The sequence below is a fragment of the Streptomyces sp. NPDC007929 genome (genome assembly GCF_042959065.1).
GTDB lineage: Bacteria > Actinomycetota > Actinomycetes > Streptomycetales > Streptomycetaceae > Streptomyces.
Map to the genome: position 1 here is coordinate 89,296 of NZ_JBIBKD010000013.1, position 16,632 is coordinate 105,927.

A 16,632-nucleotide genomic window follows, 5' to 3' on the forward strand; every position below is an offset into this window, starting at 1 on the left:
CACTTTCTCGCGTCGTGTTTCATCGAATGGCCGAGAACCGAATATTGGCTGTGCAATGTCATGGAATGTTCCGTGTGACCTCACCCGGCGGTTTACATGACAGGGCCGACCGCATGCGCCGGTGAGGGCATCGCGGTTGTGGCGACAGGGCGCCACATTCAGCTCCTGTTCCTCCGATCGCCCAGTACTTTGCGCTCTCGCATTGCGCGGGCGTAACGCGGAAGGCGAGGATTTGAACACTATATCGAGGGATAATCACACCGTTACGGCTACTCCCCGAAGTGATCAAAGCGCATGAGCGTTTGGAGGGCCGGGTACGCCGCCGATTCGGCTCGACCCGACCTGTTCCCCAGACTCGCCCACCTCTCCTTCCTGGGGGAACAGGGAAAGTCCCTAGGATCGCGCAGGGCTCCCGAGCAGTGTGGGCGTGAGCCGACGCCGGTCCTGCCGGAGGTGATGTGGAGGCAGCACGTCACCTCACGGCAAGTGAACTCATTCGCCGAGTACGGCCATCGCGGCGTTGTGACCGGGGATGCCGCTCACACCACCGCCGCGGACCGCGCCGGCGCCGCACAGCAGCACATTGGGGTAGGGCGTCTCCACGCCCCAGCGGCCCGTCGCCTCCGTCGCGTGCGGGAAGGCCAGCGAGCGGTGGAAGATATTGCCTCCCGGCAGCCGCAGTTCGTCCTCCAGGTCGAGGGGCGTCTTCGCCTCGATGCAGGGGCGGCCGTCCTCGTCCAGGGCGAGACAGTCGGCGATCGGCTCGTCCAGCACCGAGTCGAGCTCGGCGAGCGCGGCCTTGGTCAGGGTCTCCCGGGCTGCTTCGTTGTCCTCGACGAACAGCCGGGCGGGGACGTGCAGTCCGAACATCGTCAGCGTCTGGTAGCCCTGGGCCGCCAGCTCGGGTCCGAGGATGGACGGGTCGGTCAGCGAGTGGCAGTAGATCTCCGACGGCGGGGCCGAGGGGAGCCGTCCGTCGGCGGCCTCCCGGTAGGCGCGCGCCAGTTGGTCGTAGCCCTCCGAGATGTGGAAGGTGCCCGCGAACGCCTCCTTGGGGTCGACTGAGGTGTCCCGCAGCCGCGGCAGCCGGCGCAGCAGCATGTTGACCTTGAGCTGCGCGCCCTCCGCCGGGTCGTCGACCGTGTCGCCGAGCATCCCGGCCAGCGCCTCGGGCGAGGCGTTGACCAGGACCTTGCGCGCCCCCACGGTCGACTCGCCGGAGCCGTCGTCGTAAGTGACCACGGAGAGACGCTCGTCGGGCTCGATGTGGGTGACCTCGTGACCGGTGACGATCTCGGCTCCGGCCTCCCGGGCCACCCGGGCCAGCTCGCCGGTGAGGGCGCCCATGCCGCCGACCGGCACGTCCCAGTCGCCGGTCTCCCCGCCGATCACGTGGTAGAGGAAGCAGATGTTCTGGGCCAGAGCGGGGTCGTGGGCGTCGGTGAACGTGCCGATCAGACCGTCGGTGAGGACCACGCCGCGCACGACGTCGTCCTTGAAGCGGTCCTCGATGGTGACACCGAGGGGCTCCTCGAACAGCATCCGCCAGGCGTCGTCGTCATCGATCCGGGCCCGCAGGTCCTCCCGGCTCGGCAGCGGCTCGGTGAGGGTGGAGAACACCCGCTTGGCGACCCGCTCGGTCGTTCCGTAGAACTCGCGCCAGGCGGTGTACTCGGCGTCGGAGCCGGTGAAGTTGCGGAACGCCGCCCGGGTCCGCTCCTCTCCCCCGCCGACCAGCAGGCCGGTGGCACGGCCGCCGCGCTCGGCCGGCGTGTAGGACGAGATGGACCTCTTGCGCACCTGGAAGCGCAGCCCGAGCTCCTTCACGATCTTCGGCGGGAGCAGGGAGACGAGGTAGGAGTAGCGCGACAGCCGGGCGTCCACTCCGGAGAAGGCACGGGTGGACACGGCGGCGCCGCCCGTGGTGTCGAGCCGTTCGAGCAGGAGCACGGAGCGCCCCGCCCGGGCCAGGTAGGAAGCGGCGACGAGGCCGTTGTGGCCACCACCGACGATGACGACGTCGTAGACGTCCTGCGAGAACGAGGCATTCCGAGGCATGCCTCTTGCTAACACGCCTCGGACCACAACCACAAGAGATTGTCGCCCGTCTCGATGTTTTACTGAGTTGCGAATCAGTACCCTCAGCAGGGCTGAACGTCCACCTCTGATGAGAATAAACCCAGGTCAGATACGCCTCATAGCCTTCGCGAGAAGCCCGCTCCACCTTCCTTCCGGCTTCGTGATTCTTTTCTCTTGCTGATTGAGTTGGCAGTCAGCGTCAGGGGTCAGGACACGATCGAGGTCTGCCGGAACCTCTCGAGGAACTTGCCGTCGCCGCCGACGAGCTGAGGGATGCCCTGGTCGTCGCACCCCAGGTCGATCCGACCGTGCCAGTCGTAGGAGTGGCCGAAGAGGTTGTCCTCGTGCCAGTCGAACTGCACGGAGACGAAGTGCCGGGGCAGCCCGCCGTCCGGCGAGGGCATCTGCCGGGGGGTGACGACCATGGTCCCGTTGCCGCGCAGACCGGCCGCGCTGCGGCCCTTCACACCCCCCACCTGCTCCAGCGGGCGGATCTTGAAGTTCTTCATGTAGACGCGGTTCTTCGCCTGGCGCACCTTGCCCGCCTCCAGGCGGAGCCGGTCCGCCGCCTTGCGGTTCGCCTTGAACGTCTCGATCTTGCGCTGACGCTGCTCCAGTTCACGCTTGAAGGTCTTGCGAGCGGCCGGATTGTCGGCGTAGCGGTGGCCTTCCAGCAGCTCCTGGAGCTGGGCAACCCGCTCCTCGGCCCGCATGATCTCGTCCAGGTCGACTGCGTCCGCCGCGTTGCCGGACTCGTTCGCCTTGTTCATGAGCTGCACCTGTGCCTGGCGGGTGCTGAGGCGGACGGCGGTGTACGACATGCGCAGCGGCAGGACCATGAAGATGCTGTGGCTGTGGTTGACCGCCTCGGGCACGTCGTCGCGGTGGCGGTGCACAAGCCCGGTGAAGCGCTTGACCTGACGCACGATCGGCTGGAAGCGGCTGTGTGTGTAGAACAGGCCGGAGACGGCGTGCTCCCCGAGGTCCTCGTCGACGAGGGCGTCCTTGAGGACCTCGGGCACCGCGTCCAGCGGAGTGGCCGAGGTCGCCTCGAACGACAGGCTGCTGTTCAGGTCCTTGACGATCGAGTAGGCCAGGCTCGCCGTCGACGTGGCCACGAGGCCCATCGGGCCCATCGCGGCGAGAGCGGGGTTGACGGTCATCGTCGTCCTTCCGGTCGGGGGGTGGGATGGCCGCGGGTGCCGGAATGTGCCGTCAGGCCGCGTCCGCGCCGTCGAGGGGCGGCAGTTCGTCGATGTCGACCTCCAGGGACAGACCGTGCTCCTGGATCAGCTGGATCTGGTCCTCGGTGAGCATGCCCTCGGCCTCGCTGTCGCTCGTGGCCGCCAGCACGGCCTCGACCAGATCCCCGAGCACGGCGGGATCGACCGGGGCGGGATCGGCCGGGGCGGGCTCCGCCTCGGCTTCGGGCGCGTACTCCTGGTCGTAGCCGGCGTACGGGTCGTGGTCGGCCGGCTGCGCGTACGGGTCGTGGGCGGCGGGTTGTTCGGCGTACTGCGCGGACTGGTCGTACGCGGACTGGTCGTACGCGGTGTACGCGGACTGGTCGTACGCGGCGTACTGGCCGTACGGGTCCGCCTGCGCGTACTGGTCCGCCTGTCCCTGCTCTGCGTACTGCGCGTATTGCGCGGACTGCTCGTACTGCTCGACCGGGGGCCAGTCTCCGTAGATGCCGAACTCGCCCGCCAGCCAGTAGGCGAAGCGGGTCACGACGTCCTGCCGGTACAGCGTCTCGTCCTCACGGTCGGCGGGCAGTTGCGCCAGGACGTTGTCGAACTCCAGGAAGTAGTACGCGTAAGGTGCCAGGTCGGACGCCTGGACGAGCTGGGCGAAGGCCAGCCACTCGGTACCCGCGGGAAGTTGATTCCACCGGTACAGGACGTCGTCGTAGAGCGGTGATGCCTCGGACACGTGCGGCTCCTCTACGGGGGCGGGCGCAGCGGCGGGCGTCGTGGGCCGGCCGTTGCCGTCACTGTGCTGGACGGCCGGCGACCGTCACCAGGCCGGGCGGGCACCCGGGCGGACCCCTTCCGCTGCCCCTATGGGTGAGCCCTCTCACGGGTCCCAGCGGGACGGGGGCCGCAGCACCACCCGGAAGCCGTGCGCGGCGAACGCGGCGGTGACCGCCTGGCCCGCCTCCCCGGGCAGTCCGGTCACCAGGCCCGTGGGGGTCCGGCGCAACGCGCCCGCGTTGGCGCCCCGCTGCACCGACCCGGCGAAGACCCCCGCACCCGGCACGCCGGTCAGTGCGGCCAGGGGCGGGTAGGCGGGGTTGGCGCTGCCGACGACGAGCCGGCCGGGGTCCGCGGCCCACAGCACGGCCAGTCGCTGATGGGGCCTCAGCGCGGCGAGCAGGGCCCGGTTCGCCTCCCCGGCCGCGTCCCAGTCGACGCCGCCGATCGTCCGCCGCGCCTGCCGGAGGGCGAGTTCGGCCCGCTGGGCCCGGCGGCGGGCCGAGGCGCCCGGTGACCGGTCCCGGCCGTCGGACGGGTGCTCTCCCGCGTCCGGGAAGGATCCGGGGGCGCGCAGGGCGGACGCCGCCACGACATGCGGGACCTCGTGCACCGCCTCGTGCACCGACGGGGACTCGTACGGCTCGTCGGCGGCGGGCGCCGCACCCGCCGGCGCGATCATGCCGGCCGCGATGAGGTCCGCGACCAGCGCGGCCACCGTCTCGTGCAGCGCGGCATGGGCTTCCTGGCGCCTGTGCGGTGCCGGAACGCCGCCCGGCCCGGGTCCGGCGTACCGCAGGACGAGGTCGGTCAGCACCGGGCCGTACCGCTGGAACACCTGCCGGACCGCGTCGCACGCGGGCAGCCCGGTCTCCTCGGCCAGGGCGGCGCGCAGGCCTCCGGCCAGGGCGAACCGGTCCGTGTCCCAGGCCCGTTCGACAGCGGCCCCGACGGCCCGCAGTACCGCGTCGTGCACGGCGTCCTGTGCGCTCGGCATGCCCGGTCGCCTCCCCTCCTCGGCTCTCACGCTCGACGGTGCGTCCGCCTCGTGCCCTTCCGCCAGGACGGGCGGGAGGGCGAACGCGCGGCGAGGGCGGGGCGGTGGTGCGGCCTTCCGGCTGCCCGTTCGGGCCCCTAGGCCCCGGTCCGGCGCCGGGTGCGGGCCTCTCTCGTCCCGGCGCACCTCGCGTACGAGCCGGTAACACCGGTTCGGTCCAGGAAACAGCCGACCACGGTCATGGTCACGCCACCGTCCGCGAGGGAGGCTGATCGGGCAACCAGGAGCAACGGCCCCGGGCAGCACCGTTGCCCGCAGGCTCGACGCACGAGGAGCCCACCATGACGACCGACCGCATCTTCGTCCATGTGAGGACGTCGGACCCGATATCGGAGGCGGGGATCGTCGCGGCCCTGAAGTCACGGGCGGAGATCTGGATCGCGGACGGCGCCCAGGCGAACGCGGACACGGTCGCGCTCATCGTCACCGACGAGATGAACGAGGAGGCGCTGCATCTGCTGCGGACCGTGCGGGGCAAGGGCATGCAGGAGGTCATCGCGGTGGTCTCGGAACTGGACGACGCCGGTCTGATGCTCGCCGTGGAGTCCGGAGTGGCCGGTCTGGTGCGGCGGCGCGAGGCGACGGCGGACCGTCTGGTGCAGGTCATCACCTCCGTGCACCGCGGCGCCGGTGTGGTGCCGCCGGACTTACTGGGGCGGCTCCTCAAGCAGGTGTCGCAGGTGCAGCAGCACGTGCTGGCCCCGCGCGGGCTGCGCTTCAACGGGCTCACGGACCGCGAGGGCGACGTCCTGCGCCTCGTCGCCGCCGGGCTCGACACCCGGGAGATCGCGCAGAAGCTGTCGTACTCGGAACGGACCGTCAAGAACGTCCTGCACGACGTCACCCACCGCTTCCAGCTGCGCAACCGGTCGCACGCCGTGGCCTACGCCATCCGCGAGGGCCTCATCTGACGCACCGCCACCCGTGGCTCACTCCGGCGCTCATATCGCCGTCACCTCGCCTGCTCCTCGATGCGGGGCCGCTGCCCCGGCACCGACCGGCGGCGCCCGGAGCCCGGGGTGTCCGGGGTGTCCGGGGTGTCGGTGCGGCGGGCTCCGAGGTCGATCCGGCTGGGGGCGCGGTCGACGGCGGGGTCGGCGGGCGGCTGGAGCGGGGCCAGCACCACGAGGTGCAGGGGCGGTGCGGGAGGCGGCGGCCCGGGCGGCGCGGGCACCGGTTCGGCCGGGGCCACGAGGAGCGGCAGCGCCCCGGCGCCGAAGGCGGAGAACGCGGCGTGCACCAGGTCGTCCGGAAGGCACGGGGCGGCGGCCCCCGCCACCACGACGTCCCCGAGCACCCGCTGCCGCGCCTGCCAGTCACCGCCGTGCGCGGTCAGCCGGTAGGAGTACCTCAGGACGCGCAGCGGCTGCATCCGGGCGCTGACCGGGCGGTCCGCGCCGTCCCGCAGATACATGCCGCCGCCGCGGCCCCGGCTGTCCTCGCGCACGTCGTAGAGGCAGACGCGTACGACGACCGGGCCGCCCGCGTCCGCCGGTTCGGGCACCGGGTCCTCGAAGGACAGGCCGGCGTCCGGGGCACAACGCCTCAGCCAGGCCCCGAGTGAGAGGGTCACCGCCTCCATCATCACGCCATCGTGGCCGCGGCCCCGGCGTCCGGCCACGCCCGAAGGGCTTCCCGATGGGGCAGCCGGAGGTGTCCTCGCGCGTGGCTGATCGCTCTCTCGCCCGGTACCGGGCGGGTGAAACCGTGAGTCGTCCCACAGGAAAGTGAGGAGCGTGTGCCGAACTATCTGACTCCGGGCGTCTTCGTGGAGGAGACGTCCTCGGGCATCAAGCCGATCCAGGGTGTCGGAACCGCGACCGCAGCGTTCATCGGCTTCACCGAGAAGGGTCCCGTCGACGAGGCCGTCCTGGTCACGAGCTGGACCCAGTACACGAACGTCTTCGGCGAGTTCACCGCCGGCGCGTACCTCCCGCAGAGCGTGTACGGCTACTTCCTCAACGGCGGTGGCAACGCGTACGTCATCAGCCTGGGCACCGGCGCGGAGGAGTCCGGCCCGGCCGCCGTCCCCGCCGCCACCGGCGCACCGGCGTCCCCGGTCACGCAGGCCCCGCCGCCTCGTGGCGAACTGGCCGGCGCGAGCGGCCGGCCCGCCCTGACCGTCGGCTTGGCCGCCGCGGCCGACAACCCCTCCGGCGGGCCGGTCGTCGTCGAGGTGGAGGACGCCACCGGCGCCGACGGCGACGACGAGACCTTCAAGCTGGTGGTGCGCCGCGACGGCAAGGTGGTCGAGGAGTACGACAACGTCTCCGCCAAGCGCGGGCCGTCCTTCGTGGGCACCGCCCTGAAGAAGTCCGCCCTGATCACGCTGGAGGACGTCAAGGGCACAGCGCCCGCCCGCCCCGCCAAGGGCACGAAGGTGTCGCTCGCCCCCGCCGTGCCGGCCGCCGCGTCCGCGGTGGCTCGCCGGGGCGGCAGCGAGCCGGCGCGGGTGCGGGAACTGGACGCCGGCCGCTACATCGGCGACACCGCCGCCCGCTCGGGCCTGGCCGGGCTTGAGGCCATCGACGACATCACCATGGTCGCCGTCCCGGACCTGATGTCGGCCTACGGCAGGGGCGCGCTCGACGCCGAGGCCGTCAAGGCCGTGCAGCTCGCCCTGATCGGCCACTGCGAGACCATGGGCGACCGGGTCGCGATCCTCGACCCGCTGCCCGACCTCGGCGCCCAGCAGGCCCGCGACTGGCGCGCGGAGTACTCGGGGTTCGACTCCAAGTACGCCGCCCTGTACTGGCCCTGGGTGAAGGTCATGGACCCGGTGGAGAAGCGGGCCACGACGATCCCGCCCAGCGGGCACGTGGCCGGCGTGTGGGCCCGCAACGACGCCACCCGCGGTGTGCACAAGGCACCGGCGAACGAGGTGCTGCGCGGAGTGCTGTCCCCGGCCGTCGCCGTGACCAAGGGCGAGCAGAGCATCCTCAACCCGATCGGGGTGAACTGCCTGCGCGGCTTCCCCGGTCAGGGGGTGCGCGTCTGGGGCGCCCGCACGCTCTCCAGCGACCCCGAGTGGCGGTACCTGAATGTGCGCCGGCTGTTCAACTACATCGAGAAGTCGATCCTCGACGGCACGAACTGGGTCGTCTTCGAACCCAACGACCGTTACCTGTGGGAAGGCGTCAGCCGCACCGTCACCGCCTTCCTCACCCGGGTGTGGCGCAGCGGGGCGCTGTTCGGCCGCAGTCCGGCCGAGGCGTTCTTCGTCCGCTGCGACGAGGAGAACAACCCTCCGGAGAACCGGGACGCGGGCCTGCTGACCATCGACATCGGCATCGCCCCCGTCAAACCGGCCGAGTTCGTGGTGTTCCGGCTCTCGCAGTACACCCCCGGCGCTGAGAGCAACGAGTAGAAGGGCAGCAGACCATGACCATGCCTACCGGCGTTTCGGGCGTACCCCAGGCCATCTCGGCGGCCCGGTTCGTGGTGAGCTTCGACGGGACGGCTCCGTCGTACTTCTCCGAACTGAGCGGTATCACCAGCGAGGTGGAGCCCACCGAGTACATCGCCGCCGACGCCCGGACCGGGGCGATCGTGCACACCAAGCAGTTCGGCAAGACCAAGCCGCCCACGGTCACCCTCAAGCGCGGTGTCGACGGGACCGGTCATCTGATGGCCTGGCACGGGATGGTCCGCTCCGGCAACCCCGGGGCCCGGATGACGGGAACGCTGGAGCTGCAGAACGCCAGTGGTCAGCCGCAGGCCACCTACCGGCTGATCAACGCCTGGCCCAGCAAGATCGAGATCGGGAACATGAAGGCCGGGGCGTCCGAGATCGTCCTGGAGACCGTCACGTTCACCTGCGAGGAGGTTCTCCCGCTGTGAGCCCGGGCGAGGCGGTGACGGGGCAGACCATGCGGACGGAGTACCCGTTCGTGCTGCCCCGCGGCTATGTCGACCCGCAGGGCCGGGTGCACCGGGAGGGCCTGATGCGGCTCGCCACGGCCCGCGACGAGATCGCGCCCCAGACGGACCCCAAGGTGCAGCGCAATCCCGCCTATCTGACGGTGCTGCTGCTGAGCCGGACCGTCACCCGGCTCGGCTCCGTGACGGACGTGTCCGCCGACACCGTGGAGAACCTCTTCGCGTCCGATCTGGCGTTCCTCCAGGACCTCTACCGGCGGATCAACCAGGACGGGCGCACCGAGGCCGAGGTGCACTGCCCGTCCTGCGAGCACCGCTTCCTCGTCGACGTGGCGGGTGAGGCGCCGGGGGAATCCTGACGTACACGGCCGACCGGCTCTGGGAGGAGGTCGTCTACGTCGCCTACTACCTTCACTGGTCCGCCGACTCGGTCCTCGGCCTGGAGCACCCGGCACGACAGCGGGTGATCGAGGAGATCGGTCGGATCAACCAGCGGATCTCCGCACCCGACGACGATCCGGACGTCTGAGACGCGTCCGTGTCCGGCCCTTGGAAAGGAGGCGGCCCGTGCCGTGGTCGTTCAGGCAGGTGCTCGCCCGGTGGCGCACCTGGCGTTCGCCCCGCCGTCCGGCGGACCCCGGCGGCGTCCCCGCGTGGATGCGGGGGCCCGGCCTTCGTCCGACGCTCGCGCCGGTGCCGTGGACGGTGTCCGCCCTGGGCACCGGATCGGTCGCCCGCGCGGGCACGCGTCCGCTGATCCATGCGCTGCCGGCGGGCCGTTCCGGTCGGGGCCGGGTGCCCCTCGGTGGCGGCGGCCCCTCGGACGCCACCGCCGCCCCGACGGGCCGGGTGGACGCGCTGGTGGTCCCGGTGGCGGTGCCGCCGGGGCGGGAAGACCGCCGGTGGTGGTCGCCCGGGGCGCGGGCCAGGACGGGTCACGGGGGTGTGGGCCGCCCGGGAGGAACGGCGGCCATCGAGGACCCGGGCCCGGGCACACCGAGCACCGGGGCCCCGGGCCGGACGAGGAACCCGAGCACCGGCGACCCCGGCCGGACGAGGAACCCGAGCACCGGCGACCCCGGCGGGACGAGGAACCCGAGCACCGGCGACCCCGGCGGGACGAGGAACCCGAGCGCCGGGGGCACCGGAACGGGTAGGGGCCCGGTGACGGAATCGGCCCGTGCCCGGCCGGGCCGCTTGAGCACGGCTCGGACGACGGCTGCGGGTGTCGCCGGGGTCGCTGAGGCGGGTACGAGGGAACCGAGCGGGACCGAGCCGGGCCGGGTCGCCGACTCGGGGAGGGTCTTCGGCGACTGGACGGACAGGGCGAACGGCACCGGCCTGGCCCGGGCCGTCGACCCGGGTACGGGTTCTGGGAACAGGGTGGACTCGGGCGGGACCGAGTCGGACCGGGTCGTGGAGGCGGGTACGAGCTTCGAAGACCAGGTGGGGTCGGGTAGGGCGCGCGGCACCGGCCTGGCCGGCGTCGTCAACTCCGGTGCGGGCTTCGGGAACAGGACGGACACGGGCGGTGCCCACGGGACCGAGCCGGACCGGGGCGTCGACTCGGATCCGAGGGAGCCGAACGGCACCGACATGGCCCGGGCCGCCAACTCGGGTGGCGACTCCGAGGACAGGCCCAGCTCGGACCGGGCGGTGGACTCGGGTATGGGCGTCGATGACCGGACGGGCCGGGCGCACGGCACCGGCCTGGCCCGGGCCGCCAACTCCGGTGCGGGCTGTGGGAACAGGGTGGGCTCGGGCCGGGCCGACGGGACCGAGCCGGACCGGGCCGTGGACTCGGGCACGGGCTCCGAAGACCGGACGGGCAGGGCGCACGGCACCGGCCAATCCCCGGCCGCCAACTCCGGTGCGGGCTCTGGGAACCCGGTGCACTCGGGCCGGGCCGACGGGACCGAGCCGGACCGGGGCGTCGACTCCGGCACGGGCTTCGAAGACCGGACAGGCCGGGCGCACGGCACCGGCCTGGCCCCGGCCGTCCACTCGGGTGCGGGCTTCGAGGACCAGGTGGCGGCGGGCAGGGCCAGTGGCTCTGACGCGGACGTGGTGGGCCGTGCGTGGTCGGGCACGGGGGCGCATGTTCCCGGAGGCGGTGGTTCGGAGCTGCCGGTCATGGCCGCCCGGCGGGTGGCCGTGCTGCCCGACGCCGTGCTCCAGGAGCACTCGCCCCTGACGCGTGCGACGGACGACCGCGTCGGCCCGCCCCGGCCCGTGACACCGCCGCCGGTGCGATCCCGCTCGGAGTTCGACCGCAAGCTGGACGCGTTCCGTCCTGCCTGGCTGCTCGAACGGCTCGCCACGGAGAACGACCTCCCGTCCTTCGTCCAGGCACGCGTGGCGAAGGACACGGCGCCGCCGCCACATGTGAGCGGAGGGACCGCCCCCACGCCGCAGTCCCCGGCCCCAACCCCAACTCCGGCTCCGGCTCCGGCTCCGGCTCCGGCTCCGGCTCCGCGCACTGAGCCTGGCCCGGCCCCCCGGCACCGAGCATCGGCGTCTGCGGGCACCCCCATGCCCCGACGACCCCGCCGGCACCCTCAGGACTACGGACGCGCCCGGGCGCCGGGGGTCCCGGAGGCTCCCCCGGCACCGGCACCGGCACCGGCAACGGCAACGGCCCCGCCCACCGCACCCGGGACGACCGCACCGATGCCTCCACCCCTGCCGGCCTCACCCCTTCCGGAAGCCGTCGGCCCAGCGACACCGGCACCCGGCGAGGCCGGAGTCACCCCCGCGACGGCGTCGGGCACCCCCGAGACCCCCGACGACATCCGCCCGAGCACACCCGGGTGGGAGACCGCCTGGAGTCTGCGGCTGGCCTCCCGTGCCCCTGGCCGGAGGCCGCGCCGCAGCTCGGCGACGACCGGCGACGATCCCTCTTCGGAGGAGGACCCTGCCGACCTCGCGCCACCCCCGGAAGGCGACTCCCCCTCCCTCGCCGCGCACGAGTGGCCCGCCCCTGAACCCCCGTCCGCGCACTCGCCGGGCCCCGGCGCGCTCCCCCGGACGCCGGACGACCGCTCCCGTCCCGGAGAGGCACGGCATGTCACCGGGCCCCTCGAGGACCTGACGCCGGATCCTGCCCCGTCATCCGGCCGGCGATCGGTGGACGCGCCCCCGGCCGCCCTGTCGTACGCCCCGCCGCACCGGCCCCTGCCGACGGTCCCGCCGTCCGTTCCCGCGGTCCGTCGGCCGGAGCAGGGCACGGTGGCGCCGGAGCCGGAGGTCGTCACGAGGGCCGAGCCTTCTGCCGTGGCCAGGCCCGAGGTACCGGTGCCGTACCCGGCGTTGATCGCGGTCGGAGGCATGCTGCCGCCCCCGGAGGAGATCGTCATCGGCCGGTCCGGCAGCGCCCGTACGCGCGCGGCACAGCTGTGGTTCGGAGCACCGCCCGCCCGGGACGCGCGGCCCTCCCCCGCCTCCCCACCGGCGCCCCTCGCCTCGTGGAGCGCGCCGGGCGGCGATGGCGACGGCCCGCTCGGGTCCGTCCCCTCCGGCACGCTCCCCCCGGGCCCGTTCACCGGCGTACCACCGGCCGCATTCCCGCCCGAGCCCTCGGGCGAGTGGGCCGGCCCACCGCGGTCCGGGGCGGGATCGGGCGGCGGGTCCGGCCCGGCCGCCCCGGGCGTCCCGCTCGACCGGACCCCCGAGTGGGCCGCCCTGATGGACCTGCTGGCCTCGCACCGGCGGCAGCGCCCCTTCGGGCACATGGACGACCCGGCGTTCCTGGACGCCCTGGCCGGGCGGCTGCACGACCGGGTGCTCGCGCGGATCCGCCGGGAACTGGTCGTGGACCGCGAACGCAACGGCCTGCTGGTCCCCCGCACATGACACGAGACAGACATGGCACGACGCAGGACATGACACGAGGCAGGACATGACATGCCGCAGCACATGACACGACAGAAGGGAGCAGGCGATGCCTGAGCGTCCTGCCGCGGGCGGCCTCGCCATGGACGACGACACGTTCTTCGGGTCGGTCAACATGGCCCACCGCTTCGCCGTCGCCATCGACCATTCCCGCTACCAACTGGGCACCTGGGCCACGGCCTCGGGCCTCCATGTCACCTGGCAGGTGGCCGAGTACCGCTCGGGCGACCGCTGGAACCAGCCGTTCGTCTTCCCGGGCGTGCCGCAGTACGAGCACATCAGGCTCACCCGGGCCGCCTGCCGGGAGTCGCAGACCGTGCAGGAGTGGCTGACCGAGACCTCACGCCGCAGCACCCCGCTGACCGGGGCCATCGCCCTGACCAACTGGGAGGGCAGGCCCACCGTCACCTGGCAGCTCAAGGAGTTCTTCCCGGCGGCCTGGAGCATCGACGGCTTCGACTCGGCGGGGGGAGGCGTCGCGATGGAGACCCTCGAACTCGCGCACAGTGGCTTCCTGGACGACGACTTCGCCCCGGCCAGCCCCGGCCCGTCACCTCTCACCCCCTCCCCCGCGTACTGACCCCGTCGAGGTTCCCCATGACCACCGCACCACCGCGACCCGGCACCAGCGCCCCGGCTCCCGGCCCCCTCCAGAGCCCCGGGCCGGGGGCGTTCCCCGGCCGCCCGGGCCCGTCCCCGTCCGCCGGCGACCGGCTGCGCCCGGGTCTCGCGATGCGCTTCCACGTGACGCTGGACGAGCGGGACATCGACCTCGGCCTGTGGTCGTCGTGCCGCGGGCTCCAGGTCTCGTTCGGCTCGAAGGAGATCGTCGAGGGCGGCCAGTACTGCGACCGCACGCTGCTGCCCGAACGCCTCACCTACAGCACGGTCACGCTCGAACGGATGATGACGCAGGCCGACTCGCCCCGGCTCCAGACATGGCTGGCCGGTGTGGCGGCGCGGTGGACCGGCTACGAGTACGACGGCGGCCGGGCCGGTGAGTACCAGGGGCAGGACGTGACGATCCGGCTGTTCGACTACCAGGGGGCGCTCGTCACCGGCTGGGTGCTCCAGCGGGCCGTGCCGACGGAGTGGGTGGGGCCCGATCTGGACGCCCGCAGCAACTCCGTCGCGATCGAGCGGCTGTCGTTCGACCACAGCGGGTTCCTCGCGCACGCCGGCGACCTTCCGGGGGTGGCGCGGTGACGGTCGTACCATCCGGGAGTTCCCTGCAACGCAACGTCGCCAAAGGCGTGTTGCAGGACGGGAAGGGCAGGGACTTCACCTTCGAGTACAACCCGGCCGAGATCAGCCTGTCCCACAACGCCGAGGGGCTGACCGACCCGGTCGGGCAGGACAGCAAGCGCGACCACAGCCTCGTGGCGGCGATGGTCACCCGGGGCTCGACCCGGCTCATCATGTCGACGCTCGTCCTCACCGGCACGGACATCGGGAGCAGGGTCGAGCTGCTGCTGGAGTGGGTGGTGGAGCGGACGCAGCAGCGTCCGGAGGGCACGGCGGTGCCCGGCGAGCGCGAGCGTCTCACCTTCCGGTGGGGCACCGCGGGCACCGGTCTGGACTACACGGTGGAACTGATGCGCTTCGACTGCACCTACACCCGCTTCACCCGCGACGGTCTGCCCATCCGCGCGGAGATCCGCAATCTCACCCTGCACGTCCTGGGCAGGGCCGACGCGGCACCGGCGGCCGCCGCCGGGACGGTGGGGACGAAACCGGCGGCCGTCACCCCGGGCGTCCCCGCCGGGTTCTCCCCCGGCAGCGCGCCGGGCCCGCGCCAGGACCCCACGCGTGACATGGCCGCCAAGCTGGGGGGCCGGGGGTGAGCGCGCCGCCGGCACCTCCCGCGCCCTCGGCGCAGATCCGCGCGGGCGGCACCACCGCCCGTCCCCTCGCCGACGATCTGGAGGGCCTGGTGCTGCGCGCGGTGGTGGACAGCCGGCGCAACGCCCCGACCATGATCGAGGTCGCCTTCCGCGACGACAAGGCCGATGTGCTGGACCGGGCGGGCATCGCCTTCGGCGGCCGGATCGAGGTGTGGTGCCTGCCCACCGGCGCGGCCGAGCCGGTGCTGGTCGGAACGGGCGAGGTCACCGCCGTCGAGGCGGACTGCGTGGACCTGTCCGTCATCACCACCGTGCGCGCCTACGACCGCGGCCACCGGTTGCAACGCGGCTCACGCGTGCGGACGTTCGTGAACATGACCGACGCCGACATCGCCGGCAGCATCGCGCGGGAGGCCGGACTGCCCGTGGGGCGGATCGAACCGACCCGCACCTCCCACACGCACCTGGGGCAGATGAACCAGACCGACTGGGAGTTCCTCGCCTGGCGCTGCCGGGAGATCGGCTACGAGTTCGGGGTCGACGAGGACGGGTTCTTCTTCCGGCCGGGTCCGGGCCGGGCCGGTGGCACGCCGGTCGCCCTCGAACTCCAGCACAACCTCAGGGCGTTCCGGCCCCGGGTGACGGGGGCCGCGCTGGTTCCCGAGGCGGAGATGCGGGTGTGGGATCCGCTGCGGGCACGGGCGGTGTCCACCCAGGCGGACACCACCGGCCCGGCCGGGGCGGCCGGTGCGACACCGGCAGGTGTGGGGCTGACCGGTGTGGAACTGACCGGCGTGGACGTGGCGGAGACACTCGCCGCGGTGCGGGGCCGCAGCGCACCCGCGTCACCGGCCCCCGCGGCGTCGGAGCTCGGCCCGGCTCCCACCGTCGGCGGGCACATCGTGACCGGCACGGCCCCGGCGACGGGCGGCGCGATCACCGCCGCGTCCGGGGAGGCCCTGCACGGGCCGGCGCAGCGGCTGGCGGGCAGCCTGGCCGAGGCGCAGGCGACGGTCTGGGGCGATCCGCGGCTGCGGGCGGGCACGACGGTGCGGGTGAGCGGCCCGCCCCGGCCCTTCGCCGGGACGTGGGCGGTCAACGCGGCCCGGCATGTGTTCGACCAGCTGGAGGGCGGCTACCGCACCCATCTGGAGCTGGGCACCCCGGCGGACCGCACCCTGCTCGCGCTGACCGCGCCGTCCGGTGCGGCCCACGAGGCGCCCCGGGTGCCCGGCCTGGTGTGCGGTGTGGTGACGGACGTCAACGACCCCGTGGGCAAGGGCCGGGTGCGGGTGGTCCTGCCGTGGCTGGCCCCCGACCACGAGACGGACTGGGCGCCGGTCGTCCAGGCCGGGGGCGGCCGGCGGGCCGGGGCGCTGCTGCTGCCCGAGGTGGGTGACCAGGTCCTGCTGGGCTTCGAACTCGGCGACCCGCGGCGGCCGTACGTGGTCGGCGGGGTGCTCGGCGAGGCCAGTGCGTACGCGCCCGGCGGGCCGGCGGTGGAGGCCACGGGCCGGACCGCCGACGTCGTACGGCGCGGGATCGTCTCGCCGACCGGGAACATGCTCGCCTTCCACGACAAGGTGCCGGCCGGGCGGGGCGGGCCGGCGGACGTCTCGACGGTGGTGCTGGGGACCGGCGACGGCTCGCTGGGGCTGGCCGTCGACCAGGCCGCGGGGACGGTGACGCTGACCTGCCGGCCCGCTCCCCCGGGCAGCGGCGCGGCCACCGGGCGGATCCACATCGACTGCGGCGACGGCGGCGCGGTCGACATCTCGGCCGGTACGGGCGGTCAGGTCACCATCGACGGCGGCGCCTCGCTCAGCCTGCGCGCCCGGACATCCATCAGCATCGAGAGCTTCGGCACCGTCGCCATCAAGGGCTCGAAGATCGAACTCAATTGACGTCC

Annotated in this window: 15 protein-coding genes; 10 read left to right on the forward strand and 5 right to left on the reverse strand. The window is 73.1% G+C overall.

Features of this window, described 5'->3' with window-relative positions:
• Positions 1–492 precede the first annotated feature (492 nt).
• The 4 genes from ACFZDE_RS34135 to ACFZDE_RS34150 form a co-directional block, all read right to left on the reverse strand.
• Positions 493–2,058, reverse strand: a complete 1,566-nt coding sequence (locus ACFZDE_RS34135) for an FAD-dependent oxidoreductase (protein WP_391206821.1) — start codon at positions 2,056–2,058, stop codon at positions 493–495.
• A 227-nt stretch (positions 2,059–2,285) separates the two neighbouring features.
• Positions 2,286–3,242, reverse strand: a complete 957-nt coding sequence (locus ACFZDE_RS34140) for a hypothetical protein (protein WP_391206824.1) — start codon at positions 3,240–3,242, stop codon at positions 2,286–2,288.
• Between the two features lie 52 nt (positions 3,243–3,294).
• On the reverse strand, positions 3,295–4,011 hold the full coding sequence (locus ACFZDE_RS34145; RefSeq protein ID WP_391206827.1) for a hypothetical protein: 717 nt from the start codon (positions 4,009–4,011) through the stop codon (positions 3,295–3,297).
• Positions 4,012–4,155: 144 nt separating this feature from the next.
• The gene (locus ACFZDE_RS34150) at positions 4,156–5,049 is read right to left on the reverse strand and encodes a hypothetical protein (protein ID WP_391206838.1); all 894 of its coding nucleotides are present in this window, start codon (positions 5,047–5,049) and stop codon (positions 4,156–4,158) included.
• Between the two features lie 341 nt (positions 5,050–5,390).
• Here ACFZDE_RS34150 and ACFZDE_RS34155 point away from each other — a divergent pair, with 341 nt between their 5' ends.
• Positions 5,391–6,020, forward strand: coding sequence for a LuxR C-terminal-related transcriptional regulator (locus ACFZDE_RS34155; RefSeq protein ID WP_391005187.1), 630 nt, complete (start codon positions 5,391–5,393; stop codon positions 6,018–6,020).
• Between the two features lie 41 nt (positions 6,021–6,061).
• On the opposite strand, the gene ACFZDE_RS34160 is transcribed toward ACFZDE_RS34155, so the two are convergent.
• The gene (locus ACFZDE_RS34160; protein ID WP_391206841.1) at positions 6,062–6,682 is read right to left on the reverse strand and encodes a hypothetical protein; all 621 of its coding nucleotides are present in this window, start codon (positions 6,680–6,682) and stop codon (positions 6,062–6,064) included.
• Between the two features lie 165 nt (positions 6,683–6,847).
• Here ACFZDE_RS34160 and ACFZDE_RS34165 point away from each other — a divergent pair, with 165 nt between their 5' ends.
• The 9 genes from ACFZDE_RS34165 (at position 6,848) to ACFZDE_RS34205 (ending at position 16,627) form a co-directional block, all read left to right on the forward strand.
• Positions 6,848–8,476 carry a phage tail sheath subtilisin-like domain-containing protein gene (locus ACFZDE_RS34165; protein WP_391206844.1) on the forward strand — a complete coding sequence of 543 codons (1,629 nt, stop codon included), beginning with the start codon at positions 6,848–6,850 and terminating at the stop codon, positions 8,474–8,476.
• A gap of 14 nt (positions 8,477–8,490) precedes the next feature.
• Positions 8,491–8,949, forward strand: a complete 459-nt coding sequence (locus ACFZDE_RS34170) for a phage tail protein (RefSeq protein WP_391005194.1) — start codon at positions 8,491–8,493, stop codon at positions 8,947–8,949.
• Positions 8,946–9,347, forward strand: coding sequence for a hypothetical protein (locus tag ACFZDE_RS34175; protein ID WP_391005196.1), 402 nt, complete (start codon positions 8,946–8,948; stop codon positions 9,345–9,347). The genes ACFZDE_RS34170 and ACFZDE_RS34175 overlap by 4 nt, the downstream gene beginning before the upstream one ends.
• Positions 9,344–9,517, forward strand: a complete 174-nt coding sequence (locus ACFZDE_RS34180; RefSeq protein WP_391005344.1) for a DUF6760 family protein — start codon at positions 9,344–9,346, stop codon at positions 9,515–9,517. The genes ACFZDE_RS34175 and ACFZDE_RS34180 overlap by 4 nt, the downstream gene beginning before the upstream one ends.
• Positions 9,518–9,555: 38 nt before the next feature.
• On the forward strand, positions 9,556–12,840 hold the full coding sequence (locus ACFZDE_RS34185; protein ID WP_391206847.1) for a hypothetical protein: 3,285 nt from the start codon (positions 9,556–9,558) through the stop codon (positions 12,838–12,840).
• A gap of 88 nt (positions 12,841–12,928) precedes the next feature.
• On the forward strand, positions 12,929–13,459 hold the full coding sequence (locus ACFZDE_RS34190; protein WP_391206850.1) for a phage tail protein: 531 nt from the start codon (positions 12,929–12,931) through the stop codon (positions 13,457–13,459).
• A gap of 17 nt (positions 13,460–13,476) precedes the next feature.
• Positions 13,477–14,085 (forward strand): phage tail protein, encoded by a 609-nt coding sequence (locus tag ACFZDE_RS34195; RefSeq protein ID WP_391206852.1) that lies wholly within the window; start codon positions 13,477–13,479, stop codon positions 14,083–14,085.
• Positions 14,082–14,723: a hypothetical protein gene (locus tag ACFZDE_RS34200; RefSeq protein WP_391005205.1), complete on the forward strand. Its 642-nt coding sequence runs from the start codon at positions 14,082–14,084 to the stop codon at positions 14,721–14,723. The genes ACFZDE_RS34195 and ACFZDE_RS34200 overlap by 4 nt, the downstream gene beginning before the upstream one ends.
• Positions 14,720–16,627 (forward strand): phage baseplate assembly protein V, encoded by a 1,908-nt coding sequence (locus ACFZDE_RS34205; RefSeq protein WP_391206881.1) that lies wholly within the window; start codon positions 14,720–14,722, stop codon positions 16,625–16,627. The genes ACFZDE_RS34200 and ACFZDE_RS34205 overlap by 4 nt, the downstream gene beginning before the upstream one ends.
• Positions 16,628–16,632: the final 5 nt, after the last annotated feature.

What these genes read in the sequence shown, in the direction of transcription:
- ACFZDE_RS34135 (WP_391206821.1), bottom strand. Translation starts at nt 2,058, where the DNA reads ATGCCTCGGAATGCCTCGTTCTCGCAGGACGTCTACGACGTCGTCATC.
- ACFZDE_RS34140 (WP_391206824.1), bottom strand. Translation starts at nt 3,242, where the DNA reads ATGACCGTCAACCCCGCTCTCGCCGCGATGGGCCCGATGGGCCTCGTG.
- ACFZDE_RS34150 (WP_391206838.1), bottom strand. Translation starts at nt 5,049, where the DNA reads ATGCCGAGCGCACAGGACGCCGTGCACGACGCGGTACTGCGGGCCGTC.
- ACFZDE_RS34155 (WP_391005187.1), top strand. Translation starts at nt 5,391, where the DNA reads ATGACGACCGACCGCATCTTCGTCCATGTGAGGACGTCGGACCCGATA.
- ACFZDE_RS34170 (WP_391005194.1), top strand. Translation starts at nt 8,491, where the DNA reads ATGACCATGCCTACCGGCGTTTCGGGCGTACCCCAGGCCATCTCGGCG.
- ACFZDE_RS34190 (WP_391206850.1), top strand. Translation starts at nt 12,929, where the DNA reads ATGCCTGAGCGTCCTGCCGCGGGCGGCCTCGCCATGGACGACGACACG.
- ACFZDE_RS34195 (WP_391206852.1), top strand. Translation starts at nt 13,477, where the DNA reads ATGACCACCGCACCACCGCGACCCGGCACCAGCGCCCCGGCTCCCGGC.